Annotated in this window: 22 protein-coding genes; 11 read left to right on the top strand and 11 right to left on the bottom strand. The window is 63.9% G+C overall.

Annotation, left to right across the window (positions count from 1 at the left end):
* The first annotated feature begins 82 nt into the window (after nt 1–82).
* Nucleotides 83–2,842, top strand: a complete 2,760-nt coding sequence (locus G522_RS0101385; RefSeq protein WP_026789518.1) for a valine--tRNA ligase — start codon at nt 83–85, stop codon at nt 2,840–2,842.
* Nucleotides 2,843–2,986: 144 nt separating this feature from the next.
* Nucleotides 2,987–3,733, top strand: coding sequence for a metallophosphoesterase family protein (locus G522_RS0101380; RefSeq protein WP_026789517.1), 747 nt, complete (start codon nt 2,987–2,989; stop codon nt 3,731–3,733).
* A 5-nt stretch (nt 3,734–3,738) separates the two neighbouring features.
* Here the strand turns inward: G522_RS0101380 and G522_RS0101375 are convergent, their stop codons facing one another.
* From G522_RS0101375 to uvrA, 5 genes are all read right to left on the bottom strand, one after another.
* On the bottom strand, nt 3,739–4,425 hold the full coding sequence (locus G522_RS0101375) for a (5-formylfuran-3-yl)methyl phosphate synthase (RefSeq protein ID WP_026789516.1): 687 nt from the start codon (nt 4,423–4,425) through the stop codon (nt 3,739–3,741).
* Nucleotides 4,422–4,913: a 2-amino-4-hydroxy-6-hydroxymethyldihydropteridine diphosphokinase gene (gene folK, locus G522_RS0101370; protein ID WP_026789515.1), complete on the bottom strand. Its 492-nt coding sequence runs from the start codon at nt 4,911–4,913 to the stop codon at nt 4,422–4,424. The genes G522_RS0101375 and folK overlap by 4 nt, the downstream gene beginning before the upstream one ends.
* Nucleotides 4,906–5,277 carry a dihydroneopterin aldolase gene (folB, locus tag G522_RS0101365; RefSeq protein ID WP_026789514.1) on the bottom strand — a complete coding sequence of 124 codons (372 nt, stop codon included), beginning with the start codon at nt 5,275–5,277 and terminating at the stop codon, nt 4,906–4,908. Before folB ends, folK begins: the two co-directional genes overlap by 8 nt.
* Complete coding sequence (gene folP / locus G522_RS0101360; RefSeq protein ID WP_245586566.1) at nt 5,274–6,092, bottom strand: dihydropteroate synthase; 819 nt, start codon at nt 6,090–6,092, stop codon at nt 5,274–5,276. The genes folB and folP overlap by 4 nt, the downstream gene beginning before the upstream one ends.
* Nucleotides 6,093–6,404: 312 nt before the next feature.
* Entirely contained in the window at nt 6,405–9,317 is a 2,913-nt protein-coding gene (gene uvrA, locus G522_RS0101355) for an excinuclease ABC subunit UvrA (protein WP_051228021.1), read from the bottom strand.
* Between the two features lie 426 nt (nt 9,318–9,743).
* Here uvrA and G522_RS0101350 point away from each other — a divergent pair, with 426 nt between their 5' ends.
* Complete coding sequence (locus G522_RS0101350; protein ID WP_026789511.1) at nt 9,744–10,271, top strand: single-stranded DNA-binding protein; 528 nt, start codon at nt 9,744–9,746, stop codon at nt 10,269–10,271.
* Between the two features lie 159 nt (nt 10,272–10,430).
* Nucleotides 10,431–10,940, top strand: coding sequence for a GNAT family N-acetyltransferase (locus G522_RS0101345; protein ID WP_026789510.1), 510 nt, complete (start codon nt 10,431–10,433; stop codon nt 10,938–10,940).
* Here the strand turns inward: G522_RS0101345 and G522_RS0101340 are convergent, their stop codons facing one another.
* Together G522_RS0101340 and G522_RS0101335 are read right to left on the bottom strand one after the other, a co-directional pair.
* Nucleotides 10,941–11,987 carry a zinc-dependent alcohol dehydrogenase family protein gene (locus G522_RS0101340; protein ID WP_026789509.1) on the bottom strand — a complete coding sequence of 349 codons (1,047 nt, stop codon included), beginning with the start codon at nt 11,985–11,987 and terminating at the stop codon, nt 10,941–10,943.
* An 89-nt stretch (nt 11,988–12,076) separates the two neighbouring features.
* Nucleotides 12,077–12,445 (bottom strand): winged helix-turn-helix transcriptional regulator, encoded by a 369-nt coding sequence (locus tag G522_RS0101335; RefSeq protein WP_026789508.1) that lies wholly within the window; start codon nt 12,443–12,445, stop codon nt 12,077–12,079.
* Between the two features lie 128 nt (nt 12,446–12,573).
* Here G522_RS0101335 and G522_RS0101330 point away from each other — a divergent pair, with 128 nt between their 5' ends.
* Complete coding sequence (locus G522_RS0101330; RefSeq protein WP_026789507.1) at nt 12,574–13,416, top strand: SDR family oxidoreductase; 843 nt, start codon at nt 12,574–12,576, stop codon at nt 13,414–13,416.
* Between the two features lie 26 nt (nt 13,417–13,442).
* On the opposite strand, the gene G522_RS0101325 is transcribed toward G522_RS0101330, so the two are convergent.
* From G522_RS0101325 to G522_RS0101315, 3 genes are all read right to left on the bottom strand, one after another.
* Nucleotides 13,443–14,315 (bottom strand): MBL fold metallo-hydrolase, encoded by an 873-nt coding sequence (locus tag G522_RS0101325; protein WP_026789506.1) that lies wholly within the window; start codon nt 14,313–14,315, stop codon nt 13,443–13,445.
* Nucleotides 14,312–14,743 (bottom strand): metallopeptidase family protein, encoded by a 432-nt coding sequence (locus G522_RS0101320; protein WP_026789505.1) that lies wholly within the window; start codon nt 14,741–14,743, stop codon nt 14,312–14,314. The genes G522_RS0101325 and G522_RS0101320 overlap by 4 nt, the downstream gene beginning before the upstream one ends.
* A 400-nt stretch (nt 14,744–15,143) precedes the next feature.
* Nucleotides 15,144–16,271 carry a PA0069 family radical SAM protein gene (locus G522_RS0101315; protein ID WP_026789504.1) on the bottom strand — a complete coding sequence of 376 codons (1,128 nt, stop codon included), beginning with the start codon at nt 16,269–16,271 and terminating at the stop codon, nt 15,144–15,146.
* Between the two features lie 251 nt (nt 16,272–16,522).
* Here G522_RS0101315 and G522_RS0101310 point away from each other — a divergent pair, with 251 nt between their 5' ends.
* The 3 genes from G522_RS0101310 (at nt 16,523) to G522_RS0101300 (ending at nt 19,166) form a co-directional block, all read left to right on the top strand.
* A complete protein-coding gene (locus G522_RS0101310) occupies nt 16,523–17,224 on the top strand; it encodes a glycosyltransferase (RefSeq protein WP_026789503.1) in 702 nt (233 codons plus the stop codon).
* 99 nt (nt 17,225–17,323) lie between these two features.
* Nucleotides 17,324–17,830 (top strand): DUF1993 domain-containing protein, encoded by a 507-nt coding sequence (locus G522_RS0101305; protein ID WP_026789502.1) that lies wholly within the window; start codon nt 17,324–17,326, stop codon nt 17,828–17,830.
* A 175-nt stretch (nt 17,831–18,005) separates the two neighbouring features.
* On the top strand, nt 18,006–19,166 hold the full coding sequence (locus G522_RS0101300; protein ID WP_026789501.1) for a site-specific DNA-methyltransferase: 1,161 nt from the start codon (nt 18,006–18,008) through the stop codon (nt 19,164–19,166).
* 284 nt (nt 19,167–19,450) lie between these two features.
* On the opposite strand, the gene mutY is transcribed toward G522_RS0101300, so the two are convergent.
* Entirely contained in the window at nt 19,451–20,557 is a 1,107-nt protein-coding gene (gene mutY, locus G522_RS25030) for an A/G-specific adenine glycosylase (protein WP_051228019.1), read from the bottom strand.
* A gap of 48 nt (nt 20,558–20,605) precedes the next feature.
* Between mutY and G522_RS0101290 the strand changes: the two genes are divergently transcribed.
* The 3 genes from G522_RS0101290 (at nt 20,606) to G522_RS0101280 (ending at nt 25,548) form a co-directional block, all read left to right on the top strand.
* Nucleotides 20,606–21,133, top strand: coding sequence for a DUF721 domain-containing protein (locus G522_RS0101290; protein ID WP_051228016.1), 528 nt, complete (start codon nt 20,606–20,608; stop codon nt 21,131–21,133).
* Between the two features lie 164 nt (nt 21,134–21,297).
* On the top strand, nt 21,298–21,948 hold the full coding sequence (locus G522_RS0101285; RefSeq protein ID WP_036837556.1) for a DsbA family protein: 651 nt from the start codon (nt 21,298–21,300) through the stop codon (nt 21,946–21,948).
* 141 nt (nt 21,949–22,089) lie between these two features.
* Nucleotides 22,090–25,548: a chromosome segregation SMC family protein gene (locus tag G522_RS0101280; protein WP_026789498.1), complete on the top strand. Its 3,459-nt coding sequence runs from the start codon at nt 22,090–22,092 to the stop codon at nt 25,546–25,548.
* Nucleotides 25,549–25,575 lie beyond the last annotated feature (27 nt).

The following is a 25,575-nucleotide window of genomic DNA, read 5'->3' as shown; positions in this document are numbered from 1 at the left end:
GAAGGGCGCTTCTTGTTGATTTTCGGGGTTACAGCGGCTAACCGTCGCTCACCCAAAGACGACAGGAAAAAGACGCCGGATCATGCTGGAAAAGACATTCGAAGCGGCGGACGTTGAGCCGCGCATCGCCAAAGCCTGGGAAGACGCGAAGGCGTTCGCCGCCGGCGCCGGCAAGAAGCCGGGCAAGGACACCTTCACCATCGTCATTCCGCCGCCCAACGTCACCGGCTCCCTGCACATGGGCCATGCGCTCAACAATACGCTGCAGGACATCCTGGTGCGTCTGCAGCGCATGCGCGGTCTCGATGTTCTCTGGCAGCCTGGCCTCGATCATGCCGGTATCGCCACGCAGATGGTGGTGGAGCGCCAGCTGGCGGAAAGGCAGATCCATCGCCGGCAGATCGGTCGCGAAGAGTTCGTCAAGCGCGTCTGGGAATGGAAGGCCGAGTCGGGCGGTACGATCGTTGGCCAACTGAAGCGCCTCGGCGCCTCCTGTGACTGGTCGCGCGAGCGCTTCACCATGGACGCCGGCCTTTCCAAGGCCGTGCTGAAGGTGTTCGTTCAGCTCTATCGCGAGGGCCTGATCTACAAGGACAAGCGCCTCGTCAATTGGGATCCGAAGCTTCTCACCGCCATTTCCGACCTCGAGGTCGTGCAGACCGAGGTGAAGGGCAATCTCTGGCATTTCCGCTATCCGCTGGCCGACGGCGTCACCTATCAGTATCCGATCGCCTTCGACGAGGCCGGCAAGCCGACCGAGTTCGAAACGCGCGATTACATTGTGGTCGCCACCACTCGTCCCGAGACCATGCTGGGCGACACCGCCGTTGCCGTGCATCCGACCGACGAGCGCTACAAGTCGATTGTCGGCAAGAAGGTGAAGCTGCCGTTAGTCGGTCGCTTGATCCCCATCGTAGCCGATGAATACTCCGACCCCACCAAGGGCACCGGCGCGGTGAAGATCACCCCCGCGCATGACTTCAACGACTTCGAAGTCGGCAAGCGACACGGCTGCAAGCCGATCAGCATCCTCGACGTCGAGGCGGCTGTGACGCTCAAGGACAACGCTGATTTCTTCGAGGGGGTCGCGCCGTCGGCCGAGCTTGAGCACACGGTCGACAGCCTGCACGGCAAGGATCGCTTCGAGGCGCGCAAGCTGGTGGTCGCCGCCTTCGAGGCGGCCGGTCTGCTCGACAAGATCGAGTCGCACACCCATCAGGTGCCGCATGGCGACCGTGGCGGCGTGCCGATCGAGCCGTTCCTGACCGACCAGTGGTACGTCAACGCCAAGGTTCTGGCCGAACCAGCGCTCGCGTCCGTCAAGGAAGGCCGCACCAGCTTCGTGCCGAAGAACTGGGAGAAGACCTACTACGACTGGATGGAGAACATTCAGCCCTGGTGCATCTCGCGCCAGCTCTGGTGGGGCCATCAGATCCCCGCTTGGTATGGTCCGGATGGCAAGGTGTTCGTCGCCGAAAGCGAAGCCGCCGCTGCCGAGGAAGCCAAGGCTCATTATGGCAAGGCGGTCGAACTGAAGCGCGACGAGGACGTCCTCGATACCTGGTTCTCGTCGGCGCTGTGGCCCTTCTCGACGCTCGGCTGGCCTGACCAGACGCCGGAACTTGCCCGCTACTATCCCACCAACGTGCTGATCACCGGCTTTGACATCATCTTCTTCTGGGTTGCCCGGATGATGATGATGGGCAAGCACTTCATGGGCACCGAGCCCTTCAAGGACGTCTACATCCACGCCCTCGTCCGTGACGAGAAGGGCGCCAAGATGTCGAAGTCCAAGGGTAATGTCATCGATCCGCTCAACCTGATCGACGAGTTCGGCGCTGACGCTCTGCGCTTCACGCTGGCTGCCATGGCTGCCCAGGGCCGCGACATCAAGCTGGCCACCAGCCGTGTCGGTGGCTATCGCAACTTTGCGACCAAGCTCTGGAACGCCGTCCGCTTCTCGGAGATGAATGGCTGCGTCCGCGTTGCCGGCTTCGATCCCGACAAGGCGACGGAGACGCTCAACCGCTGGGTCGTCACCGAACTGCGCAAGACGCAGGCCGAGGTGTCGGAAGCGCTTGACGCCTACCGCTTCAACGATGCCGCCGGCGCCATCTATCGCTTCGTCTGGAACTCCTTCTGTGACTGGTATCTGGAGTTCACCAAGCCGGTGCTGACCGGCGAGGACGGTTCGGCCAAGGACGAGACGCGCGCCACCTGCGCCTGGGTGATCGACGAGATCCTGAAGGTGCTGCATCCCTTCATGCCGTTCATCACCGAGGAGCTGTGGGCCAAGACCGGCGAAACCGGTCCGGCCCGCGAAAACCTGCTGGTGCTGACGTCCTGGCCGGAAGGCAGCCGCGAGACGACCGACGCCGCCGATGAAATCAACTGGCTGATCGACGTCATCACCGAGATCCGTTCGGTGCGCGCCGAGATGAACGTGGCGCCGGCAACGCTGTTGCCGCTGGTTCTGGTTGGTGCGTCCGCCAAGGTGAAGGGCTGGCTTGCCACCCACACACCGGCCATCCTGCGTCTTGCCCGCGTGTCTGAGGCGTCGACGGCCGATGTGGCGCCGGGTCAGTCGGCCCAGATCGTCACGGCTGACGGCGTCATCGCCCTGCCGCTGTCCGGCGTGGTCGACCTCGACGGCGAGCGCGCCCGTCTCGGCAAGGAGGAAGGCAAGCTTGTCGGCGAGATCGAGCGTATCGACAAGAAGCTCGGCAACGCCGCCTTCGTCGCCAAGGCCCCTGAAGAGGTGGTCGAGGAAGAGAAGGCCAAGCGTGACGGCTATGCCGAGCGGCTCGCCAAAGTGCGCGAAGCCCTGGCTCGTCTGGCCTGAGGATCGCTTCCTTATTGAATGATCGGGAGCCCCGCGGTTTGCTGCGGGGCTTTTCTTTTGCAGGCTTGTTTATGCATCCAGGCGCGCAGTTGGAGCGAGTATCCGAATCCGCTAAGCATTGCGAAGAGTTCTCAGGACGGTCCCATGCGCATCGCTATTCTCTCCGATATCCACGGCAACGCCGACGCTCTCGCGGCGGTACTCGACGATCTCTCGGGACGATCGGTGGACGCCACGGTCTGTCTCGGCGATCATTTGTCGGGACCGCTCGAGGCGCGACGGACCGCCGACATGCTGATGGCTTCCTCGATCTCCTGCATTGCGGGCAATCATGATCGGGCTCTGGTCACCACGCCCCGCGACGAAATGGGGCCGTCGGACGGGCACGCCTATGACCAGCTATCCGGAGCGCATATCGCCTGGCTGAAGGGTTTGCCGCCCTCGCTGTCGGTTGGGCCGGTCATTGCCTGGCACGGCACGCCCGCTTCGGATATCGAATACTGGCTGGAGACCGTTGAAGGCGGCCGTATGCGGCTCGCTGATCGCGACGCCGTCGAGGCCCGGGCCCCTGCGCCGGCGGCGACCATCGGGCCGTCGAGCCTGCTTCTTTGCGGCCATACGCACATGCCGCGCATCGTTCGGTTGAAGTCAGGAGCGGTCGTCGTCAATCCGGGTAGCGTCGGCCTGCAGGGGTACACTGACGATGCTCCGGTGCACATCATGCAGGTTGGCGCGCCCGAAGCCCGCTATGCCGTTGCCGAAAAGCGCTATGCCGGCTGGGCCGTGGTGCATCACGCCGTGCCCTATGACACCACCAATGTCGTGCGCCTTGCCCGTGAAGCTGGTCGGCCGGAATGGGCGTCAGCCCTTGAAAGCGGCTGGATCGCCTGAGCCTTTCACGCCTCGTCGGACGTGGGATGGACTGAATGGATGGCGAAGGCCGCGGCGACGGCGCGGATGCGCGCTGGGTCGAGCGGCTTCGCCGGATCTTCATCCTCCGACACGGCTGCGCGGAATCCGAGGTGGTCGGGGCGGAGCGGCAGCAGCGTGCCGACATCAACGATACGCAAGCCGCCGGAGAGGCCAACCGTCAGCTTCGACCGACGAGCGGCAGCGATGAAGCGGGCGATATCAGCGAGCTTGACCGCCTTGGTCAGACCGTCAGCGGTTTCCGGCGCCAAAAGCCAGACGCCGGAAAAGCCGGCAATGGCCGCCACAGGCATGAGATCGAAGTCCGGTCCTGCCTCGGGCGAAAAAGCAGCGATCAGCTTGACGCTGGTTCCCAGGGAGCGACCGACCCGCGACAGCAGCGCCGCCCCAGCGTCACCCTCCGGCACAGGCAAGACCAGGGCAGAAACGCCGGTTGCGGCGAAGTCGGCGAGGCCGTCGGGCGAGAGGCCGCCAGCGGCAGCTGCCACCTCGGCTCGTTCGCCCGCAGCCGCCAGGATCGAGCGCAGTTCGCCGACCGAAAGAGCCGCAGGCACTCCCTCGACACTGCCGGCGGCAAAGATCATCGTCACGCCGGCAGCGATGGCGGCCTGCGCCTCATCGGTGTTGGCGACAGTCACCTGCAGAGCGGTCATGGCAGATCTCCGGCGCGTCCGAGCTTTTCGATCGGATCGTTCGCGAATCGGGCCGCCAGCTCGGCGACCGTCCTGTCGCCAATCAAGAGGTCCGGCGCGATCTCGGCAAGAGGTATTAGGACGAAGCCGCGTTCATGGGCATGGCGATGCGGCAGAGTCAGGTCAGTCGTATCCATGCGCACGCCGTCATAGGCTATGAGGTCGATGTCGATGAGGCGCGGCCCCCATCTTTCATGGCGGACGCGGCCGAGTCGCCGCTCCACCTCAAGGCAGGTAGCGAGCAGTTCGTGCGGCGGGAGCGTGGTTTCCACGACGGCCGAGACATTGGTGAAATCGGGCTGGTCCGTCTTGCCCCAAGGGCGGGTGCGATAGTCCGACGACCGAGCGATGACATGCACGCCGGCCGCCTCCAGCAGATCAAGCGCGCCAGCAATGGTAGCCCGCACATCGCCGATATTGCCACCGAGGCTGAGCGCCGCCTTAGCCATCGGCGCGGCCCCGGGTGATCTCAACCGACACATTGTCGAGCACATGCGGCACCGGCGCCGACGGCTTGTCGACGCGGACGGTGATTGCCTCGACGAGGGGGAAGCGTCCAAGGATTTCGGTAGCGATCGCCTCGGCCAGTGCCTCCAGGAGGTTGAAGCGGCGCGTGGTCGCGATCCCGACGGCAACGTCAGCCATGTCCGCGTAGGATACGGATTTCGTCAGGTCGTCGCTGGCGCCCGCGGCGCGCGTGTCGACTTCCGCATCAAACGAGATGAAGAAACGCTGGCCGGTCACCGCCTCTTCCGGCAGCACGCCGTGGCGGGCGAAGACGGCGAGCCGGTGAACGCGGATATGGTCGCTCATCGCATCTCCCTCCTGATGGCATCGGCAACGGCGGCAGCATCTCGGTGGGCCGCGACATCATGAACGCGGACGATATCCGCGCCGGCCAAGATGGCAGCGACGTTCGACGCGACGGTGCCGATCAGCCGCTCGGCGACGGGGCGCTCGGAACCGATCAGCGCACCAATCATCCGCTTGCGCGACGTGCCCATCAACACCGAATGGCCAAGCGCCTTGAGCTCGCCGACGCGTGCCACCGCCTGAAGGTTCTGTTCCAGCGTCTTGCCGAAGCCGACCCCCGGATCGAGGATGATCTGGTCGTCGAGAATGCCCGCCTTGCGGGCGATGGTGAGCGAGCGTCCGAAGAAGACCTTCATGTCCTCGATGATGTCGATTGACGGATCGATATCGGTCCGGTTGTGCATGACGATCACCGGCGCCCCATGGGCGGCGGCGACGGAGGCAATGTCCGGCTCGCGCTGGAGGCCCCAGACGTCGTTGACGATGGCGGCCCCGGCGTTGAGGGCCGCCTCGGCGGTTGCCGCCTTGTAGGTATCGATGGAGATCGGCGGGCAGCCGCCGGCGGTGAGGCGCCGGATCACCGGCACCACGCGCGCCATCTCGTCGTCCTGCGACACCTCGACGGCACTCGGCCGGGTCGACTCGCCGCCCACGTCGAGAATATCCGCGCCCTCGTCGATCATGCGGCGAGCATGAGTGAGCGCGGCTTCCACCGAGGTATAGCGGCCGCCGTCGGAGAAGCTGTCGGGCGTGACGTTGAGAATACCCATTACCAGCGTGCGCTTGCCGAGGTCGGGAAGGAGAGAAAGGACCATGGGCCTCATCGCGTTTAGGGTCGGATCTCTGAGGTAGACCGCGCGCCGGTCGCTGGCAAGCGGCTGCTCACTCACGATGCCAGAAGTGCCTCATCCTGATTCTGATTGTAAGGATCATCCTGAATCAGATCGTGAGAATGATTTAGCTGAATCAATGCATGAAGTATAGGAATACCCATTAAAATCAGTATCTTGATGGAGATTCCGGAATCTCGTGCAGAACATCGCCGGTCCTGTGACGACGAGCATTCATCCCTTCAATCCCGCTGGCATATCCATGACCCGCCAGCGGGCAAGGTTCATCAGTTGCGATCACTCCGCCGCGTTGCGTCGTTGCGGACGCCGGTCGAGCAACTCGCGAAGATAGCGACCGGTGTAGCTCGCATCCACCTTCATCACCTCTTCCGGCGTGCCGGCAGCAACGATGCGGCCACCGCCGTCGCCCCCTTCAGGGCCGAGGTCGACCAGCCAGTCGGCGGTTTTGATGACCTCGAGATTGTGCTCGATGATCACCACCGTGTTGCCCTGCTCGACCAGCTCGTGCAGCATTTCGAGAAGCTTGGCCACGTCGTGGAAATGAAGGCCGGTGGTCGGCTCGTCGAGGATGTAGAGCGTGCGGCCGGTCGCCCGACGCGACAGCTCCTTGGCGAGCTTGACGCGCTGCGCCTCGCCGCCGGAGAGCGTCGTCGCCTGCTGGCCGACCTTGACATAGCCGAGGCCGACGTCGCGCAGCGCCGTCATCTTGTCGCGGATAGCCGGCACTGCCTGGAAGAAGTCGCAGGCTTCCTCGACCGTCATGTCGAGCACGTCGGCAATCGACTTGCCCTTGAAATGAACTTCCAGCGTTTCGCGATTGTAGCGGTGGCCCTTGCAGACGTCGCAGGTGACATAGACGTCCGGCAGGAAGTGCATCTCGATCTTGAGAACGCCGTCGCCCTGACAGGCCTCGCAGCGGCCGCCCTTGACGTTGAAGGAGAAGCGACCGGGACCATAGCCGCGCGCCTTGGCTTCCGGCAGACCGGCGAACCAATCGCGGATCGGCGTGAAGGCACCGGTGTAGGTGGCCGGGTTGGAGCGCGGAGTCCGCCCGATCGGCGACTGGTCGATGTCGATCACCTTGTCGAGCAGCTCCAAGCCCTCGATGCGGTCATGCGCCGCCGCCTGCTCGCGGGCGCCGTTGAGGCGCCGCGCCGCCGCCTTGAATAGGGTGTCGATCAATAGCGTCGATTTGCCGCCACCCGATACGCCGGTGACGCAGGTGAACAGACCGATGGGGATGTCGGCAGTGACATCCTTGAGGTTGTTGGCCCGCGCGCCGACCACGCGGATGTATTTATTCTTCTGCGGTTTGCGGCGCTTGTCGGGAAGCGGAATAGCGAGCGCACCGGAAAGATACTGGCCGGTGAGGCTGGCCGGATCGGCCATGATCTCGGACGGCGTTCCCTCCGAGACGATCTTGCCGCCATGCACGCCAGCACCCGGACCGATATCGAGCACATAGTCGGCGGCCAGGATGGCATCTTCATCATGCTCGACGACGATCACCGTGTTGCCGAGGTCGCGCAGATGTTTCAGCGTCTCGATCAGCTTGTCGTTGTCGCGCTGGTGCAAGCCGATCGACGGCTCGTCGAGCACATAGAGCACGCCGGTGAGGCCGGAGCCGATCTGGCTGGCCAGACGGATGCGCTGGCTCTCGCCGCCCGACAGCGTGCCCGACGAACGCGACAGCGTCAGATATTCGAGGCCGACGTTGTTGAGGAAGCGCAGACGCTCGCGGATTTCCTTGAGAATGCGAACGGCGATTTCATTCTGCTTGGCCGTCAGCTTTTCCGGCAAGTCCGCGTACCAGGCGCCCGCCTCGCGGATCGACATCTGGGTCACCTGGCCAATGTGCAGGCCGGTGATCTTCACGGCGAGCGCTTCCGGCTTCAGGCGATAGCCATTGCAGGTCTCACAGGGATGGTCCGACTGGAAGCGGCCCAGCTCCTCGCGCACCATGTCCGAGTCGGTTTCCTTCCAGCGACGCTCGATGTTGCCGACCACGCCTTCGAACGGCTTCTTGGTGGTGTAGGTTCTGAGGCCGTCGTCATAGGTGAAGGCGATCTCCTCGCCGTCCGAGCCGGTGAGGATGACGTCGCGCACCTTCTGCGGCAGATCTTTCCACGGCGTGGTCATCGACGCCTTGAAATGACGGCAGATAGCTTCGAGCGTCTGCGCATAATAGGGCGAGGAGGCACCGGTCTTGGCCCACGGCAGGATGCAGCCGCCGCGCAGCGACAGGCTGTCGTCGGGCACAACCAGTTCCGCCTCGAACTTCAATTCAGTGCCGAGGCCGTCGCACTTGGGGCAGGCGCCGAACGGGTTGTTGAAGGAGAACAGGCGCGGCTCGATCTCGGAGATGGTGAAGCCGCTGACCGGGCAGGCGAACTTTTCCGAGAAGGTGATGCGGCGTGGCTCGCTCTCGCCCTCGGCGATTTCGGCGAGCTCCAGCACGGCGATGCCGTCGGCCAACGCCAGTGCCGTCTGGAAGCTGTCGGCAAGGCGCGCGGCGAGATCCGGCTTGACCACGATACGGTCGACGACGATGTCGATGTCGTGCTTGATCTTCTTGTCGAGGGCCGGCACTTCCTCGATCGGATAGAAACTGCCGTCCACCTTGACGCGCTGGAAGCCCTTCTTCTGAAGGTCGGCGAATTCTTTGCGATATTCGCCCTTGCGTCCGCGGATCATCGGCGCCAGCAGATAGAGGCGGGTGCCTTCGGGCAGATCCAAGGTACGGTCGACCATCTGGCTGATGGTCTGGCTTTCGATCGGCAGGCCGGTGGCCGGCGAATAGGGAATGCCGACGCGCGCGAACAACAGGCGCATGTAGTCATAGATTTCGGTGACGGTGCCGACCGTCGAACGGGGATTGCGCGAGGTGGTTTTCTGCTCGATGGAGATGGCGGGCGACAGACCGTCGATCTGATCCACGTCCGGCTTCTGCATCATGTCGAGGAACTGGCGGGCGTAGGCCGAAAGGCTCTCGACGTAACGGCGCTGACCCTCGGCATAGATGGTGTCGAAGGCGAGCGACGATTTGCCAGAGCCGGACAGGCCGGTCATGACGATAAGGCTGTCGCGCGGCAGGTCGACGTCGATGTTCTTGAGATTGTGCTCGCGCGCGCCGCGCACCGAGAGGGGGCGCCGGGCCTGATCGAAAATGCTGGTCGGCTTGTTCGGCATGTCTGTCGTCGTCCTTGTCGCGTCTCTCTCGGAGGCCGGGAGACGGAAATCTGGTGCCCAAAACGCGTGAGCCGGCAGCTCGAGGGCGCGCCAAGCTAGTCTGGGTCTGCTGACGCATCCTGTCAGGATCGTCCGGCGATCTGCAAGGCCGTCGGCAAGCGGGGCTGCCATGCCGCCCAAAATCGAGGGAGAAACCCAGAATCTCGGAATTTGGTTGCAGCAGGCGGGTGAAACGTCTAGAACGTATCAGGAACACATTGTTGGCGCCAGCCCTTTCTCACTGTGGAAAAGGAGCCGGCGCTGGCGGGTCGGGGTATCGTAAGCGCGGTGCTGGCGATAACGTGCCGCCATATTGCCGGGCGAAAGCGCCGGCCGGTCAGGCGTGTCAAGTCCGGCCGAGATGAGCGAATTTAGAGGAAGATAGCCATGGCAGGCAGCGTCAACAAGGTCATCCTGATCGGCAATCTCGGGCGTGATCCCGAGGTACGGCGGATGGGGTCGGGCGATGCCGTGGTCAACCTGCGCATCGCCACCTCCGAGAACTGGCGTGATCGCCAGAGCGGCGAGCGCAAGGAGCGCACCGAGTGGCACTCCGTGGTGATCTTCAATGAGAACCTTGCCAAGGTCGCCGAGCAGTATCTGAAGAAGGGCTCCAAGGTTTACATCGAGGGCCAGCTTCAGACCCGCAAGTGGACCGATCAGTCCGGCCAGGAGCGCTACTCCACCGAGGTGGTGCTGCAGCGCTTCCGCGGCGAGCTGACCATTCTCGACAGCCGTGGTGAGGGCGGTAGCCGCGGTGAGGGCGACTTTGGTGGCGATGCCGGTTCGGACTATGGCTCCTCCGGCCCGATGGATCGCGCTCCGGCTCGGTCGGGCGGCGGACGCGCTCCGGCTGGCGGCGGCGCTCCCGCCTCCAACTTCTCGTCGGACCTCGACGACGACATCCCGTTCTGAGCCGACAGGCCAATGCTCAGTTTGTTCTTCCGATTGGACACTGCGGGTTGAGCCGCGCCCGGACCGCAAGGTTCGGGTTCGGCTCGTTCCGACGCATCATCGACGCATGGTTGCCGGAATGGCGGCCGCGCCGTTTTGTCCTGCAATCGGAAATCCAAAATGAGCTTTGTCATTCGCAACGAAGAGGTGGCCGATCATGCCGCCATTGGGGAACTCACCGCTGCCGCCTTCCTGACGGCCGCCCACGCCAGCGGCACCGAGGCGGCGATCGTCCGTGATCTTCGGGTCGCCGGTGCGCTGGTTCTGTCGCTGGTCGCCGTTGATCCCGCGACCGATGAGATCGTCGGCCATGCCGGCTTCTCGCCCATCGAAACGGAAATGCCTGGCCACTGGTTTGGCCTGGGGCCGCTGTCCGTGAACTCGGGGCTACAACGCACCGGCGTCGGTTCTGCGCTGGTCAGGGCCGGTCTGACGCAACTCACAAACATGGGAGCGGCCGGCGTCGTACTGGTTGGCGATCCGGCTTATTACGGCCGCTTCGGCTTTGCCGCCCGGCCGGGCCTTGCCTGCGAAGGCGTGCCTGATCTCTATGTCCAGGCATTCGCCTTTCGGAAGCCGCCGGAGTGGTGCCCGATAGCCTTCCATCCGGCCTTCTTCACGGCCAAGTAGCTATCGGTCAAAACGGGTGATGACGTTGATGCCGGTCTCCTGAGACCGGTCCATGCCGATGAGCAGGTCGATCGCCTCGTCGAGCCCGACGTGGCGGTTGATCAGCTTTTGCGGCTGGAGCTTGCCGGCGGCGATCATCGTGAGCATGTCGTCGTAGCGCCAAGCCTGCATGCCGTGGCTGCCGTAGACCTCGAGTTCCCAGCCGATGATGCGCGCCATGGGGATCGGCGCCTCGGTATCGTCGCCGAGCATCAGACCGACCTGCACATGGCGACCGCGTCGCTTGAGGCCGAGAATGGAGTTGCGCGCGGTCACTCGATGGCCAAGAGCGTCGATGGAGAGATGGGCGCCACCGCCCGTCAGGTCGCGGATGGCGCCGGCGACGTCCGGCGTCGTCTTGCCGTTGACCACCGCCGTGGCACCAATTGTCTTGGCGAAGGCGAGCTTATCGTCGGCGATATCGATGGCGATCACATTGGCGCCCATCGCCGCAGCGATCATGATGGCCGAAAGGCCGACGCCGCCACAGCCATGCACGGCCACCCATTCGCCACCGCGCACTCGCCCCTGGTCGACCACAGCGCGGAACGACGTGGCGAAACGACAGCCGAGGCTGGCGGCTGTCGCGAAGTCGATGTCATCGGGCAGCGCCACGACGTTCTCATCGGCATGATGCACGCCGACATATTCGGCAAATGAACCCCAATGGGTGAAGCCGGGCTGCGTCTGGTTGCGGCAGACCTGCTGGTTGCCTGAGCCACACTCCGGACAGCGCCCACACCCCGCTACGAAGGGCATGGTCACCCGGTCGCCTTCCCGAAAGCGGGTGACGTCGCGGCCGACGGCAACGACGCGGCCGGCAAACTCATGGCCGGGGACATGCGGTAGCGCGATATCCGGGTCGTGACCCATCCAGCCATGCCAGTCCGAACGGCAGATGCCGGATGCCTCCACCTTCAGTACCAGACCGTGTGGCTCCGGCGTCGGATCGGGCAGGGTGCGGATCTCAGGCCGCTTACCGAACAGTTCGTAGAAAATGGCGCGCATGCTGAGTCTCCAGGACGGAAATCAATCGCGGTCCGGCGATAGCATGGGCGATGCCGGCGAAAAAGCGTGAGATTGCCGATGCCTGCGTTTCAGTCAGCTCTCGCCGCGTCGTAGGTGGTCTGGGCGGCCAGGACGGCATCCATGTTGCGCTCCGCCCAATGGGTGAAGGCGGCAACCGTTTCGGTCAGCGTACGGCCGAGCGGAGTCAGCGCATAATCGACGCTGACCGGAACGGTTGGCCGGACGGTGCGTTCTATAAGTCCGTCGCGCTCCAGCCGCTTCAGAGTTTGTGACAGAACTTTCTGCGATAGACCGCGAATGTCTCGCCGAAGATGGTTGAAACGGACGGGGCCATCGTGCAACCGGTCGAGCACCAAGAGGGCCCACTTGTCAGCCAACCGGTCGAGCACCATGCGCGTGGGGCAGCGGTCGTCGAAGACGTCGTAAGAGGGATTCATCGGCATCCTTTCGGAAGGTTTCCCGAAGGAAACCTGGTCACTGGAAACTGCCTTCTTTCTTGAGTTTCCAGGATTGACTATGTTCCCGATCGAAACATGGTTTCCACTAGATACTAAGGAGTTTCGATATGGCTGGCAAGATTCTGGTTCTCGGTGCCACCGGTCACGTAGGGCGGCCGCTTGTGAAGGCGCTGATGGCCCGCGGTGAGGCGGTCAAGGCGGCCTCGCGTAGCGGCAAGCCGTTGGATGGAGCAGAAGGCGTTGTCTTTGATATCGCCGATCCCATGACCTTCCCACACGCTTTTGAGGGCGTCGATCGTGCTTTCGTCATGCTGCCGGGCGGCTATACCGAGGCCAAGGCGCTGTTGCTGCCGATCATCGAGGCGGCCGCCACGCGCGGCGTGAAAGTGGTGCTGCAGTCGGTGTTCGGTGTCGATGCCGACGACTCCATTCCCTACCGCCAGGCGGAACTCGCCCTTGAGAAGTCGGGCGTGCGGTGGGTGGTCCTGCGTCCCAACTGGTTTACCGACAATTTCATCAACTACTGGAAGCCCGGCATCAACGCCGCCGGCGTCATTGCGGTGCCGGCCGCCAACGGCAAGTCGAGCTTTATCGATGCGCGCGACATCGCCGACAGCGCCGCCGCCGCATTGACCACCGACCGCTTCGACGGCAAAGCGTTCAATCTCACCGGCCCGGAAGCGCTCGGCTATGCCGAGGCGGCCGCCCTGATTTCCGAAGCCATCGGCAAGCCGGTCGCCTATCACGCGATCGACGACGATACCTTTGTCGGCAATCTGGTCGGCGCCGGTGTGCCGGAGGTCTACGCCCGCTTCCTCGCCTCGATCTTCTATCCGGTTCGTGAGGGCTGGACGGCCACTGTCACTGATGACGTGCGGACACTGACCGGCCATCCGGCGCGTCAGGTGGCCGACTGGGTGAAGCAGAATGCCGAGACGCTCAAGAGCTGAGCAGCCAATGGCTGCGGCGGCGGATCCTAAAGACCCGCCGCTGCCAACGCCTTGAGATTGGCCTGATGTATCGCCTCGTAAGGCTCGAAATAGCCGATCCGGCCGGCCGCCACATCGTCGGCAACGAAGGTGGACAGCGGCGTGCCATCGCGTCCCTCGCCGGCCAGCAGCCGCCGGAGATAGTCGCGGTTGGCTGTGATGATGCGGCTATCGTAACCGCCGGCAGCGATCCGCTCAGGTGCCCCATGCGCCGGTAGAATTCTGCGGAAGGGCAGGGCGGCGAGCCGCCCGAGCTCGGCAACATGCTTCGGTGTCTGCTCAGCCTCGGAAATGTAGGTGATGGTATCCTCGACGACGTCTCCGGCGAGCAGAAGGCCGACGTCGGCCAGCCGCAGCACCACGCCATCGGCACTATGGATGGCAAAGTGCATGGCTTCAACGGTGCGGTCGCCAACGCTGAACGTCAGCCCGTCATCGAAGATTTCGGTCGGCAGCACCAAGGGCCGGATCGGCGGGTCGCCATTTTCGAGCTTATCGCGATTGGCAGTGAGCGCGTTGCGCGTCAGGCGGTGGGCGACAATCGGCCCGTCGGCGAAGACGGCGTTTCCGGCCACGTGATCGTCGTGCCAATGGCTGAGGACCAGTGTGAAGCGGGTGACGCCGAGCCCTTCGAGATGGTTGCGAACCGCGCGGGCGTGATCGATCGAGATGTGGCTGTCGAAGACGATCGCCTCGCGGCCATTGGCGACGGCATAGGAGGCGATGCCCAAGCTATAAGCGCCGTCATCGAGCCAGTTTGCGGCGGCCGAGTGCAGGCGGACGCCGGGCACGCGCCCGTCATAATAGGCGAAGACGCCGGACGCGGGCTCCAGAATGCGGAGAGTGCTGGTGTCGGTCATGGCTCGTTGTCCTCGACGCCATACATGTCGTCGTCGCTGAGGCCGAAATGATGGCCGATTTCGTGGACCAGCACATGGCTGACGATGTCGCCCAGCGTTTCCTCATGCTCGGCCCAATAATCGAGGATGGGACGCCGATAGAGCCAGACGCGGTTGGGCAGCCGGCCGGTTTCCGGTATCGCGGTGTCGTGGGCGAGGCCGGTGCCATAGAACAGGCCGAGGATGTCGAAATCGCTTTCGAGCTCCATCTCCTTGACGACTTCCTCGTCGGGAAAGTCGGCAACGCGGATCTCGATCTCGCCGGTCATTGCCCGGAAATCTGCCGGCAGGGCGGCATAGGCCTCCGCCGCCATCGTCTCGAAGTCATCAAGCTCCGGCGCCTTCAGGTCCTTCCAGTCGAATTTCGCGCTGCTGCCGAAGAGTCCCATAAACGGCTTCCCTCCCAATCCTTACGTCACGCTTCAGAAGTGTCGTTGGATTGGTAGGGCGTCAAGGGAAAGGAACTCTCGCTGGCAAAAGCAAAGCACCAGAGATTGAACGGGTACAGTGTCCTCGCCATCTCAGAACCATATCGCATATAGAGCAAAGGCGCCTTTCGACATATCAGCGCAGTATGTCAAAGGGGCCCCAAGGATGTCATGCGAGCCAGAGACCGGGTACTCATCGCTCTGATCCTGATCTTGGCGACAGGAATCGCCTATCTTGGAACACACCTCAGCCCTAGAGGATGCGTCGAACATCAAGGCTCATGGCGTTTTCTGACAGCCGAATGTGAGGGGCGCTCGATTTGGCAACCTGAACCGTAGATTTCTCCAACTCCTGTGCCGCTCAGAACAGGCTGAGCTGAACGCCGCCATTGCCCGGCTTCAGGAATTTCTCGGTATCGAGCTTGATCCGGTGCTTGTTGAGGCCGAGGCGCTTGGCGGTCAGCTCAAACCTCCGGCCGATCTGCCAGGCATAGGGGCCGGTACCGCGCATGCGCTTGCCCCATTCTGCATCGTAGTCCTTACCACCGCGCATCGATTTCAGCACGTTCATGACGTGCCGATAGCGGTCGGGCAGCTCGCGCAGCAAAAACTCCCGGAAGATCTCCGACACTTCAAGAGGCAGGCGCAGCAGCACATAGCCGGCCTCACGGGCACCGAAGGTATGGGCCGCTTCGAGAATGCGCTCGATCTCGCTGTCGGTAACCGCCGGAATGATCGGTGCCATCATGATACCGACCGGGATGCCGGCAGCCGTCAGTTTCTGGATGGTCTCAAGGCGACGTTGCGGGCTGGAAGCTCGCGGCTCCATGGCGCGCGCCAGGCGCCGATCCAGCGTGGTGATCGAGATCGCCACTTTGACCAGCCCCTGTTCAGCCATCGGCTGAAGAATGTCGAGATCGCGAAGAACCAGCGCCGATTTGGTGATGATCAGCGCCGGATGCTGGGTCTTCGCCAGCACTTCCAACACCCGTCGGGTGATCTTCTGTTCCTTCTCGATCGGCTGGTAGGCGTCGGTGGCCGTACCGATGGCGATCACTTTTGGCTGGTAGGACGGCGCGCTGAGCTGGCGCTCCAGCACGTCCGCCGCGTTGGTCTTGGCGTAGAGCTGGGTCTCGAAATCCAAGCCCGGCGACAGGCCGAGATAGGCGTGGTTCGGCCGGGCGTAGCAGTAGACGCAGCCGTGTTCGCAGCCGCGATAAGGGTTCAGCGACCGGTCGAAGGCAATGTCTGGACTATCGTTGCGAGTGATGATGGTCCGCGCCGGCTCGACCTGCACCGTCGTCTTGAAGGGCGGCAGCTCGTCGCTGTCGCTCCAGCCGTCATCGAAGGTGGTGCGGGCATAAGCCTCGAACCGGCCCGAAGGATTGATGCCCGCGCCCCGGCCACGCCGACGGCCGGCGATGACCGCCGTATCGGCGATCTCCGGCACCGGGATGGGCTCTGTGAGGGGGCGGTATGCGATGTTCATGATTTGATCTTATGCGTGGATGAGAACAGGTCAAGAACATTCTTGCATTATCCACCTGTAAGCATTGCGCACGTCCTGCCTGCTCGGTTTCACCGAGGGACGAAGAGTCCTTTGGGAAAACCGTGAGGGGGAAGCGCAAAAATCATGCGCGAGAAAGCAAAACCGGGGTGATGTCCGATCGCGGTCAGTCAAGCGCATGTCCGCGTTCGGACGGGCTCGCGCTTCCCAGGGAAACCCGCTAGAACGAAAGTATGATCTCGGTCGTCATCCCCACTCGAAACAGCGAGGAAGCCCTCGTTCGTACGCTTGCGACGCTGGTCACTGCCGCCGCTGATGGCACGGTGCGCGAAGTGGTGGTGGTCGATGGCGGCTCGGATGATCAGACGCGTCTTGTTGCCGAAGGGACAGGCTGCGATCTCATTTCCGGGTCAGGTGGCGCTTGGGCGCGCTGCGCGATCGGGGCAGCGGCCGCCCAGCGCGGCGAGTTCCTGATGTTCCTGCGTCCCGGCGTGCTGCTCGATCCCGGCTGGGAGAGCGATCTGCAGGCGGCGGTGGAGCGGCGTCTCCGGCACGGTGACAGCCGGTTCGCAGCCGTCTTCCGCCTCGCGTCCGACGACGATACGATTGCCGGCAGCCTCAAGCACTATCTATTGCGCCTGTTCGGCCGCCTGGCCGGCGTGACGCATCCCGACCAAGGCCTGATCATCTCCAGGAACTATTTGCGCGAACTCGGCGGTTTCGTCCGGCATGACGGCTTGGCTGGCGTCGATCTGATCCGACGTGTCGGGCGGCGCCGGCTTATCCGTCTCCGGACGCCGGTGGTACGGGTGATCGCCGATGGTCAGGATGGCGCGCTGGCTGGTGGCGGCGCCAAGGGCGTGTTGGCGGGCCTGCTGCTCGCCGTTCGCCTGCCTGTCGGCATGGTCGCCGGATTGACCGGTCGCAAGGGCTGACATCTCCGAGAGTTGACTGGTTCAAGCCGCCGCGTCCGGCTAATGAGGCGCGTGCAGGAGCGCCAGTTGGAAGCGTTCCGCCAGCTGGAAGGACTTCTCATGACCATCGAGCTTCACGCCATTGCGGCGCCGGTCTTCACGGCCCGCCTCAAATCGCTTGTCCATCTTCTCAAGATTGGTGAGGCCGAAGGCCCGGCGCGCAACCTTTCCGAGGAAGCCATACTCGGGGCTCGCCTCGCGCCGGACATGTTCGAACTGAAGCGGCAGGTACAAATCGCCACCGACCACGCCAAGGGCGCCATGGCTCGCCTCGGCGACCTCGACATTCCCTCGTATGCCGACACCGAGCAGACCTTTGCAGAATTATATGCCCGCATCGAAAAGACGCTCGCCTTCGTTGCATCGGTGCCCGCCGCCGCTGTCAACGGCCGTGAGGAGGCGATCGTTACGCTGAAGCTTCGCCACGAAACGATGGAGCTGAAAGCCATCGACTATCTTCAGGGTTATGCGTTCCCCAACTTCTATTTCCACCTGACCACCGCCTACGACATCCTGCGCCATCTCGGCATGCCCGTCGGCAAGCGCGATTTTCTCTGGCGGGAATGAGTGGTGGGGCGGAAGCTTCGCCTCGTTTCGCTGGTATAGTTAACAAACCATTGAAATAATTAATCAATGGCAACTCTCACCGCTTAACTTCGAATTTACCCTGCCGGAGGAGATTGGTTTCCGGCAGGGGTGTGTAGACCCCCTCCTGTTTGTTTTGCGTCGGAGTGGGAGAGCCATGAGTGTACTGCGTCAGCGGACGGCCGCGCCGTCGTCCGAGGTTTCTCTCCACTCCCCTGCCGTCTCTTCCAAGCCTGAATGGCTCGACAGCGTGATTGTCGGCGATTGTGTCGCCGCGCTGGAGCGTCTGCCCAAGGCGTCGGTCGACCTGATTTTTGCCGATCCTCCTTACAACCTGCAGCTCGGTGGCGATCTCACTCGCCCCGACCAGTCGAAGGTCGATGCGGTTGATGACGACTGGGATCGCTTCGATAGCTTCGAGGCCTATGACGCTTTCACCCGCGCCTGGCTGCTTGCCTGCCGGCGGGTGCTGAAGCCGACCGGCACCATGTGGGTGATCGGCTCCTATCACAACATCTTCCGTGTCGGCTCGATCATGCAGGACCTGGGGTTCTGGGTGCTCAACGACATCATCTGGCGCAAGGCTAACCCGATGCCCAATTTCAAGGGCAAGCGCTTCACCAACGCGCACGAGACGCTGATCTGGGCGTCGCGCGACCGGGAAGCCAAGGGCATCACCTTCAATTACGAGGCCATGAAAGCCTTCAACGATGATCTCCAGATGCGCTCCGACTGGTTGCTGCCGATCTGCACCGGCGGCGAGCGGCTGAAGAATGCCGAAGGCGACAAGGTGCATCCGACCCAGAAGCCGGAGGCGCTGCTGTGGCGCGTGCTGATGTCGTCGTCGAAGCCCGACGATGTCGTTCTGGACCCGTTCCTCGGCACTGGTACGTCGGCAGCGGTGGCAAAGAGGCTCGGCCGGCATTTCGTGGGCGTCGAGCGAGACAGCACCTATGCCGATTTCGCGCGAGCGCGAATTGCCTCGGTGGAGCGCGCGCCGGACGACGGCCTCGCGGTTGTCACGCCGAAGCGTGCCGAACCTCGTATTCCCTTCGGCTCGCTGATCGAAGCCGGGATGATCCGGCCGGGCGACAAGCTTTGTGACGCTCGCCGCCGCCATGTCGCTACCGTTCGGGCCGATGGCTCGATTGCTTCCGGCGCCATAGCCGGTTCGATTCACAAGGTGGGTGCCTCGGTGCAGGGGCTGGAGGCCTGCAACGGCTGGACCTACTGGCATGTCGAGAGTGGCGGAGCGCTTGTTCTGATCGATGAGCTGCGTGGCCGCATCCGCGGCGAACTCGCGGCCGCCGGCGCCTGAGAAACCATCGCCCCAACACATAAAAAGAAGGCTCTCCGACGGTGCGGAGAGCCATTTCTTTTATCGGCGATCAGTTTTCAAATCCGTGCCGTTCGGCATGCGGGATTGGCCTACTCTCAAAATATCTATCGCTCGGCCTTGCCGCACCGGATTAGCCCAACCCAGAGCTGGCCGATCAAATGACTGTCGGGCTTTGCCCTAATGAACGCATTATCTCACTGAAGCCGTTAATCACCAAGTAAGTTGCGATGCGACGATGGTCGTAACCGATCGGAATGATTCAATCAAAAATCGCCGTCGAAAATAGTGCCCTCTTTACGGGAGCGCTGGCGTGGCCGTCGCGTTGACGCTCCTGTTCCCATTTCCACCACCTTGCGCATGACGGAAGGCAACGCCTCGCCGGCCACGGCGGCGGCCTCAAGCCAGAAACAGTCGGCAGGTGGCGGCCGGTCGCCAACGTTCGTCGTGTTCACCGATAGCATGAGGTGGAAATGAGTGAACGTATGCTCGACTATTCCGGCGCTCTTCCAGTCGGCCTGGAATGGTGGTGCGGCTGCCGGTGATGCGCCTTCCTGCCAATCGCTGCCGGGCACTTCCAGCATGCCGCCAAGCAGCCCCTTGTCAGGGCGGCGACGCACCAGCAGCGCGCCGTCGAACCGGCGGGCAACGAAAGCGACGCCGTAACGCGTCGGCCGTTCGGCCTTGGCCTTCCGGCGCGGCAGGGTTTCGGCATCGCCGCGCCGTCGGGCGAGACAAGGCTCCGACCAAGGGCAGAGTGCGCAGGCCGGCCGCTTCGGCGTGCAGATGGTGGCACCGAGATCCATCATCGCCTGTGCGAAATCGCCGGGGCGCTTTTCCGGTGTCAGCGTCGCCGTCAGGCGGCGGATCTCCGGTTTGACGTCGGGCAGCGGCGTTTCCAGTGCGAACAGGCGGGCAACCACTCGTTCGACATTACCGTCGACGACGGCGGCCGGAACGTCGAAGGCAATGGCCGCAATGGCTGCGGCCGTATAGGGGCCGATACCGGGCAGGGTGGCGAGACCCTCCACCGTTTCCGGAAAGCGGCCGCCGTGATCACGTGCCACCGCCTCTGCGCAGGCCTTGAGATTGCGGGCGCGCGAGTAATAGCCGAGCCCTGCCCAGGCGGCCATCACCTCGTCGCGCGGCGCGGCGGCAAGCGCCTGCAGCGTCGGCCAACGCGTCAGAAAATCGAGGAAATAGCTTTTGACCGCGGCTACCGTCGTCTGCTGCAGCATCACCTCGGAAAGCCAGATGCGGTAGGGATCAGGCAGTATGCCCAACTTGCGATCTTCCGGCGGCACCCGCCAGGGCAGCCGGCGGGCGTGGACGTCGTACCAGTCGAGAAGGGCTGTGGCGGACGGCACCGGCATGTGGGATAACCTGAGTTCGAGGACGGAACACTGGAGGTTCCATAGCAGATGGCGCGCGTGAGAAAACCGGCTTTCGTCTACAAAGGGGTGCGACCGCTGGCCGACATCATCGCCGAGCCGCTCAATGCCGCCTGCCGCAAACGCGGCTTCGCCACGCTCGACCTTGTTGCCCACTGGCCGGATATTGTTGGTCCCGCCTATGCCGAAACCACCGCGCCCGATCAGCTTTCCTGGCCGCGACGGCCGAAGGGATTGATCGAAGAGGAAGTGCACGAGCCGGCCGTCCTCACCGTACGCTGCTCCGGGGCGGCGGCGATGCGCCTGACGCTTGAGGCGCCGCAACTGATCGAACGCATCAACACGTTCTTTGGCTATCGCGTCGTGGGTCGCCTGAAACCGCTGCAACTGCCGCCGGTGAGGATCGGTCCGCGGCCGAAACCTCGGCCGGTCAAGCTTTCACCGGAAGCGGAGGCAAGGGTGCAGTCATTGGCATCCGGCATTACCGATGACGGCCTGAAGGCGGCGGTGGAGCGGCTGGGGCGAGCCATCAGCGGTGATGTCCGGAGCCAGCGTTGAGAAGATACTGCAAGCCTCGCCGATGACTTCAGGGCGATGCCGCCGGGATGCCTGATAACAGCAGATCGCAGGCGGAAACTTCGTCCTCTTCCCAATGACGCGTCCTTGCCATAATTTGCCGCCAATGACTTGCCTGCTAGGCCCGTTATCCGGAAGGGAACGACATGTTGACTCGCCGCCGCTTTCTTATGACCACCGCAATTGCCGCGGCCGGCTTTGCCGCCATGGCGTCATTCCCCGGACTGGCTTTTGCGCAGGAGCCGGCAGCCACAGTCGACGTGACCGAACTGATGAAGCCGGGCGTGCTGCCCGAGATGGCTCTCGGCAATCCCGATGCCAAGGTGAAGATCGTCGAATATATGTCGATGACCTGCAGCCATTGCGCCGACTTCCATAACAAGACCTTCGATGCGATCAAGACCAAGTATATAGATACCGGCAAGATCTACTTCGTGATCCGGGAGTTCCCGCTTGATCCGCTGGCGGCAGCCGGTTTCATGCTGGCCCGCAACGCTCCGGGTGGCAAGTATTTCGATGTGGTAGCCTACCTCTTCAAGACGCAGGACCAGTGGGCCTTCGTCGACGATCCGCTCTCCGGCTTGCGCAATGTGTCCAAGCAGTTCGGCTATTCGCCGGCCACCTTCGAAGCGACGTTGACCGATCAGAAGCTGCTCGACAACATCAACGAGACGCGCAAGCACGGCGCCGATGCCTTCGGCATCACCGGCACGCCCACCTTCTTCATCAACGGCAAGCGGGAAGTCGGCTTCATGTCGATCGACGAGATGTCGGCCAAGATCGACCCGCTGCTCTGATTCTCAACTGGTGATAACCGCCGGATATCAACAGGGCCGCGATGCCCGCCTCTTGCCGGGGCGGCGTCGCGGCCTTCATGATGTGGTGGTCCATGGTACGGTCACACTCTATGAATAGGGTGGTGCCGAAGCGGATCGCCAATGCAGTTCGAGCGGCTGAAGATACAGGGCTTCAAGTCCTTCGTGGACTTCTCCGAGTTCGTCATCGAACCCGGCCTGACCGGCGTGGTCGGCCCTAACGGCTGCGGCAAATCCAATCTCGTCGAAGCCATGCGCTGGGTGATGGGCGAAAGCTCCTACAAGGCGATGCGCGCCTCCGGCATGGACGACGTCATTTTCTCCGGTTCCGGCAGACGGCCAGCCCGCAACGCCGCCGAAGTGACGCTGGTCCTCAGAAACGACCTGCGCACCGCGCCGCCTGCCTTCAATGAAGCCGATCTCCTGGAGATTACCCGCCGTATCGAACGGCAGACCGGTTCCTCCTACCGTATCAACGGCAAGGACGTGCGCGCCCGCGACGTGCAGCTCCTGTTCGCCGACGCCTCGACCGGCGCCCGCTCGCCGGCCATGGTGCGGCAGGGGCAGATCGGCGAGCTGATTGCCGCCAAGCCAACGCAACGCCGCACCATTTTGGAAGAGGCCGCCGGTATTTCCGGCCTGCATTCTCGCCGCCACGACGCCGAACTGCGCCTCAAGGGCGCCGAGACCAACCTCACGCGCATGGAAGACGTGCTGCGCGAAATCGAGGCGCGCCTCGAAGGCCTGCGCAAGCAGGCGCGGCAGGCAGCGCGCTACCGCAACCTCTCGGCCGATATCCGCAAGGCCGAAGCCACCGTCGCCTTCCTGCGCGTCGGCGATCTGATGATCCAGGTCGAGGAAGCCGAAGCACAGATGACGGACAGCTTCGGCGCCGTTGCCGATGCTCAGGCCGCCCAGACCGAGGCTGTCCGCCGCCAGGCGATCATCGCCCATGAACTGCCTGGCCTGCGTGACCGGGCCGTCGAAACCGCCGCGGCCTTGCAGCGATTGCGGATTGCGCTTGCTGAATCGGAGGCCGAAGAGCGGCGCGCGCGCGAACGACTGGCCGAGCTTTCCCGCCGCGCCGAAGAGATTGCCCGCGATCGGGCGCGCGAGTCGGCGCTGGTGGCCGAAAACGACGAGCGCCTTGCCGCCCTCGCCGACGAGGCCGAGACGCTGATGGCAGAAGAGCTCGGCGAGGAGGAGCGACAGGCTGAGGCCGAGGCGCTCGCCTCCGACATTGCCGGCCGTCTTGCCGAAATCGATGCAGATCTTGCCGCGGCAACGTCGGCCGAAGCCGAGGCGGCGGCGCTGAAAGGCTCGCTCGAACGTGAGGTTCGCGACGCCGGGCTCCGCCTCGATCGTCTTTTGCGCGATCTCGAAGCACTCGACGCCGAACTGGCCGAGCTTGACGAGCGGCTTGGCGCCGACGACGCCATTGCCTCGGCGCGCGAGGAAATCGAACTCGCCGCCGCCACTGTCTTCGAGGCCGAAACGTCGGTTGAGGATGCCGAAGCCGGCCGCCGCGCTGCCGAGGAAGAGCGTCTCGCGGCGACCGGTCCGCTTGCCGAGGCGGAGCGCGAGCTTCAGAAGCTCGACACTGAAGCGCGGACATTGGCCAAGATGCTCGATATCGAGCACGGCCAGCTGTTCCCGCCGCTGGTCGATCGGCTCATCCCTCAGAAGGGGTTCGAGACGGCGCTGGCCGCCGCCCTCGGTGAGGACATCGAGGCACCGATCGACGATCGCGCGCCCGCTTACTGGACCATGCCCGGCGATGGCTCCGACGATCCGTCGCTGCCCGACGGCGTGCCGCCGCTTGCCAAGTTTGTCGATGGCCCCGACGTGATTGGCCGTCGCCTGCGTCAGATTGGCGTCGTCAAGGCGGAGGACGCCGCGCGGTTGCAACCGCGGCTCGCCACTGGTCAGATGCTGGTCACGCTCGAAGGCGCCCTCTGGCGTTGGGATGGATACGCCGCCGCTGCCGATGCGCCGACCGTCGCCGCCCGCCGGCTCGCCGCTCGCAACCGCCTTGCGGAGATCGATGCCCTGCGGGAAGCGGCGGGTGAGCTTTGCGCCAGCCGCCGACAGGTGCTCGACGGTGCCGAAGCGCGCCTTCGCGAAGCCGAGGCCGAGGAACGCGCTGCCCGCGAGGCGGTCAAGGTGGCGGAGCGCGCCGCCTCTGTCGCCCGCGATCAGTTGCTGATGGCCGAGCGAGCTCTGGCTGAAACCGTCGCCCGCCGTTCGGCCGCCGCTGGCCAGCGCGAGCGTCTCGCAGCCGATGCTGAGGAGCTTGCCGCTCGCAAGGCCGAAGCCGAGGAGCGGTATGCCGAACTCGCCGACGCCGCCGAGCTAACGGCTCGCGTTCACGATCTGCGCACCGAGGCGGCCGATACGCGCGCCCGCTTCTCTGAGGCACGCGCCGCCGTCGATATGATCCGCCGCGAGGGTGAGTTGCGTAAGCGGCGCATGGAGGCGATCGAGCGCGAGCGGGCAGGGTGGGGCGATCGCGTTCGCCACGCTGCCGCCCACCTCGGTGAGCTGGACGACCGGCTTGCGCAAGTGGAAGACGAGCGGGCCGAGCTGATCGACAGACCCGACGAGATTGTCGAGGCTCGCCGTGGACTGATGCGGGCGATCGCCACGGCGGAAACCGCCAGCACCGAGGCTTCCGATCGCCTGCGCGACGGCGAGATGCAGGCCGGCGAGGCGGATCGTACAGCCGCCGAAGCTCTTGCGCGCTTGTCCACCATCCGCGAGGGACGAGTGCGTTCCGAAGAGCGGCTCGCCGCGGCAAAGCACCGGCTCGAGGAATATGCCGGCGAGATCCGTGATCGCTTCGACGCGCCGCTCTACGCTCTGCGCCAGCTTGCCGAAATCGATGAGGACGCGCCCTTGCCGGATATCGTCGGCGTGGAAACCCGCCTTGAACGACTGAAGGTGGAGCGCGACAAGCTCGGCGGCGTCAATCTGCAGGCCGAGGCGGAGCAGGCCGAGCTGGAAGAACGACTCGACACGCTGGTCAACGAGCGCGAAGACCTGATCGAGGCGATCCGGCGGCTGCGCCAGGGCATCCAGAACTTGAACCGCGAGGCGCGCGAACGGCTGCTCAATGCCTTCGGCATCGTCAACGCCCATTTTCAACGGCTGTTCGTTCATCTGTTCGGTGGCGGTACCGCGGAATTACAGCTCGTCGATGCGGAAGATCCGTTGGAGGCAGGGCTCGAAATCCTCGCCCGTCCGCCGGGCAAGAAGCCGCAGACCATGACGCTGCTCTCCGGCGGCGAGCAGGCGCTGACCGCCATGGCGCTGATCTTCGCCGTCTTCCTCACCAACCCCGCGCCGATCTGCGTGCTCGACGAGGTGGACGCGCCGCTCGACGATGCCAATGTCGAACGCTATTGCGATCTCCTGGAAGAGATGGCTCGCTCGACCGAGACCCGCTTCGTGGTCATCACCCACAATCCCATCACCATGGCGCGGATGAATCGGCTATTCGGCGTCACCATGGCCGAACGTGGCGTGTCTCAACTGGTGTCCGTGGACCTGCAAACCGCCGAATCCTTCCGTGAGGCGAGCTGAGCCGTCAGCCGCTTTTGGCTGCCTGTT

This window comes from Pleomorphomonas oryzae DSM 16300, from assembly GCF_000422965.1.
GTDB lineage: Bacteria > Pseudomonadota > Alphaproteobacteria > Rhizobiales > Pleomorphomonadaceae > Pleomorphomonas > Pleomorphomonas oryzae.
This window is presented reverse-complemented; position numbering and strand designations above follow the sequence as displayed.

Bases quoted from the DNA above. Each gene is read 5' to 3' on its own strand.
- G522_RS0101340 (WP_026789509.1), bottom strand. From the start codon at position 11,987: ATGCGCGCCATTTTCTACGAACTGTTCGGTAAGCGGCCTGAGATCCGC.
- G522_RS0101330 (WP_026789507.1), top strand. From the start codon at position 12,574: ATGGCTGGCAAGATTCTGGTTCTCGGTGCCACCGGTCACGTAGGGCGG.
- G522_RS0101320 (WP_026789505.1), bottom strand. From the start codon at position 14,743: ATGGGACTCTTCGGCAGCAGCGCGAAATTCGACTGGAAGGACCTGAAG.
- G522_RS0101300 (WP_026789501.1), top strand. From the start codon at position 18,006: ATGAGTGTACTGCGTCAGCGGACGGCCGCGCCGTCGTCCGAGGTTTCT.
- G522_RS0101385 (WP_026789518.1), top strand. From the start codon at position 83: ATGCTGGAAAAGACATTCGAAGCGGCGGACGTTGAGCCGCGCATCGCC.
- mutY (WP_051228019.1), bottom strand. From the start codon at position 20,557: ATGCCGGTGCCGTCCGCCACAGCCCTTCTCGACTGGTACGACGTCCAC.
- uvrA (WP_051228021.1), bottom strand. From the start codon at position 9,317: ATGCCGAACAAGCCGACCAGCATTTTCGATCAGGCCCGGCGCCCCCTC.
- G522_RS0101290 (WP_051228016.1), top strand. From the start codon at position 20,606: ATGGCGCGCGTGAGAAAACCGGCTTTCGTCTACAAAGGGGTGCGACCG.
- folP (WP_245586566.1), bottom strand. From the start codon at position 6,092: ATGGTCCTTTCTCTCCTTCCCGACCTCGGCAAGCGCACGCTGGTAATG.
- G522_RS0101325 (WP_026789506.1), bottom strand. From the start codon at position 14,315: ATGACCGACACCAGCACTCTCCGCATTCTGGAGCCCGCGTCCGGCGTC.
- folK (WP_026789515.1), bottom strand. From the start codon at position 4,913: ATGGCTAAGGCGGCGCTCAGCCTCGGTGGCAATATCGGCGATGTGCGG.
- G522_RS0101280 (WP_026789498.1), top strand. From the start codon at position 22,090: ATGCAGTTCGAGCGGCTGAAGATACAGGGCTTCAAGTCCTTCGTGGAC.
- folB (WP_026789514.1), bottom strand. From the start codon at position 5,277: ATGAGCGACCATATCCGCGTTCACCGGCTCGCCGTCTTCGCCCGCCAC.
- G522_RS0101310 (WP_026789503.1), top strand. From the start codon at position 16,523: ATGATCTCGGTCGTCATCCCCACTCGAAACAGCGAGGAAGCCCTCGTT.
- G522_RS0101305 (WP_026789502.1), top strand. From the start codon at position 17,324: ATGACCATCGAGCTTCACGCCATTGCGGCGCCGGTCTTCACGGCCCGC.
- G522_RS0101380 (WP_026789517.1), top strand. From the start codon at position 2,987: ATGCGCATCGCTATTCTCTCCGATATCCACGGCAACGCCGACGCTCTC.
- G522_RS0101350 (WP_026789511.1), top strand. From the start codon at position 9,744: ATGGCAGGCAGCGTCAACAAGGTCATCCTGATCGGCAATCTCGGGCGT.
- G522_RS0101315 (WP_026789504.1), bottom strand. From the start codon at position 16,271: ATGAACATCGCATACCGCCCCCTCACAGAGCCCATCCCGGTGCCGGAG.
- G522_RS0101375 (WP_026789516.1), bottom strand. From the start codon at position 4,425: ATGACCGCTCTGCAGGTGACTGTCGCCAACACCGATGAGGCGCAGGCC.
- G522_RS0101335 (WP_026789508.1), bottom strand. From the start codon at position 12,445: ATGAATCCCTCTTACGACGTCTTCGACGACCGCTGCCCCACGCGCATG.
- G522_RS0101345 (WP_026789510.1), top strand. From the start codon at position 10,431: ATGAGCTTTGTCATTCGCAACGAAGAGGTGGCCGATCATGCCGCCATT.
- G522_RS0101285 (WP_036837556.1), top strand. From the start codon at position 21,298: ATGTTGACTCGCCGCCGCTTTCTTATGACCACCGCAATTGCCGCGGCC.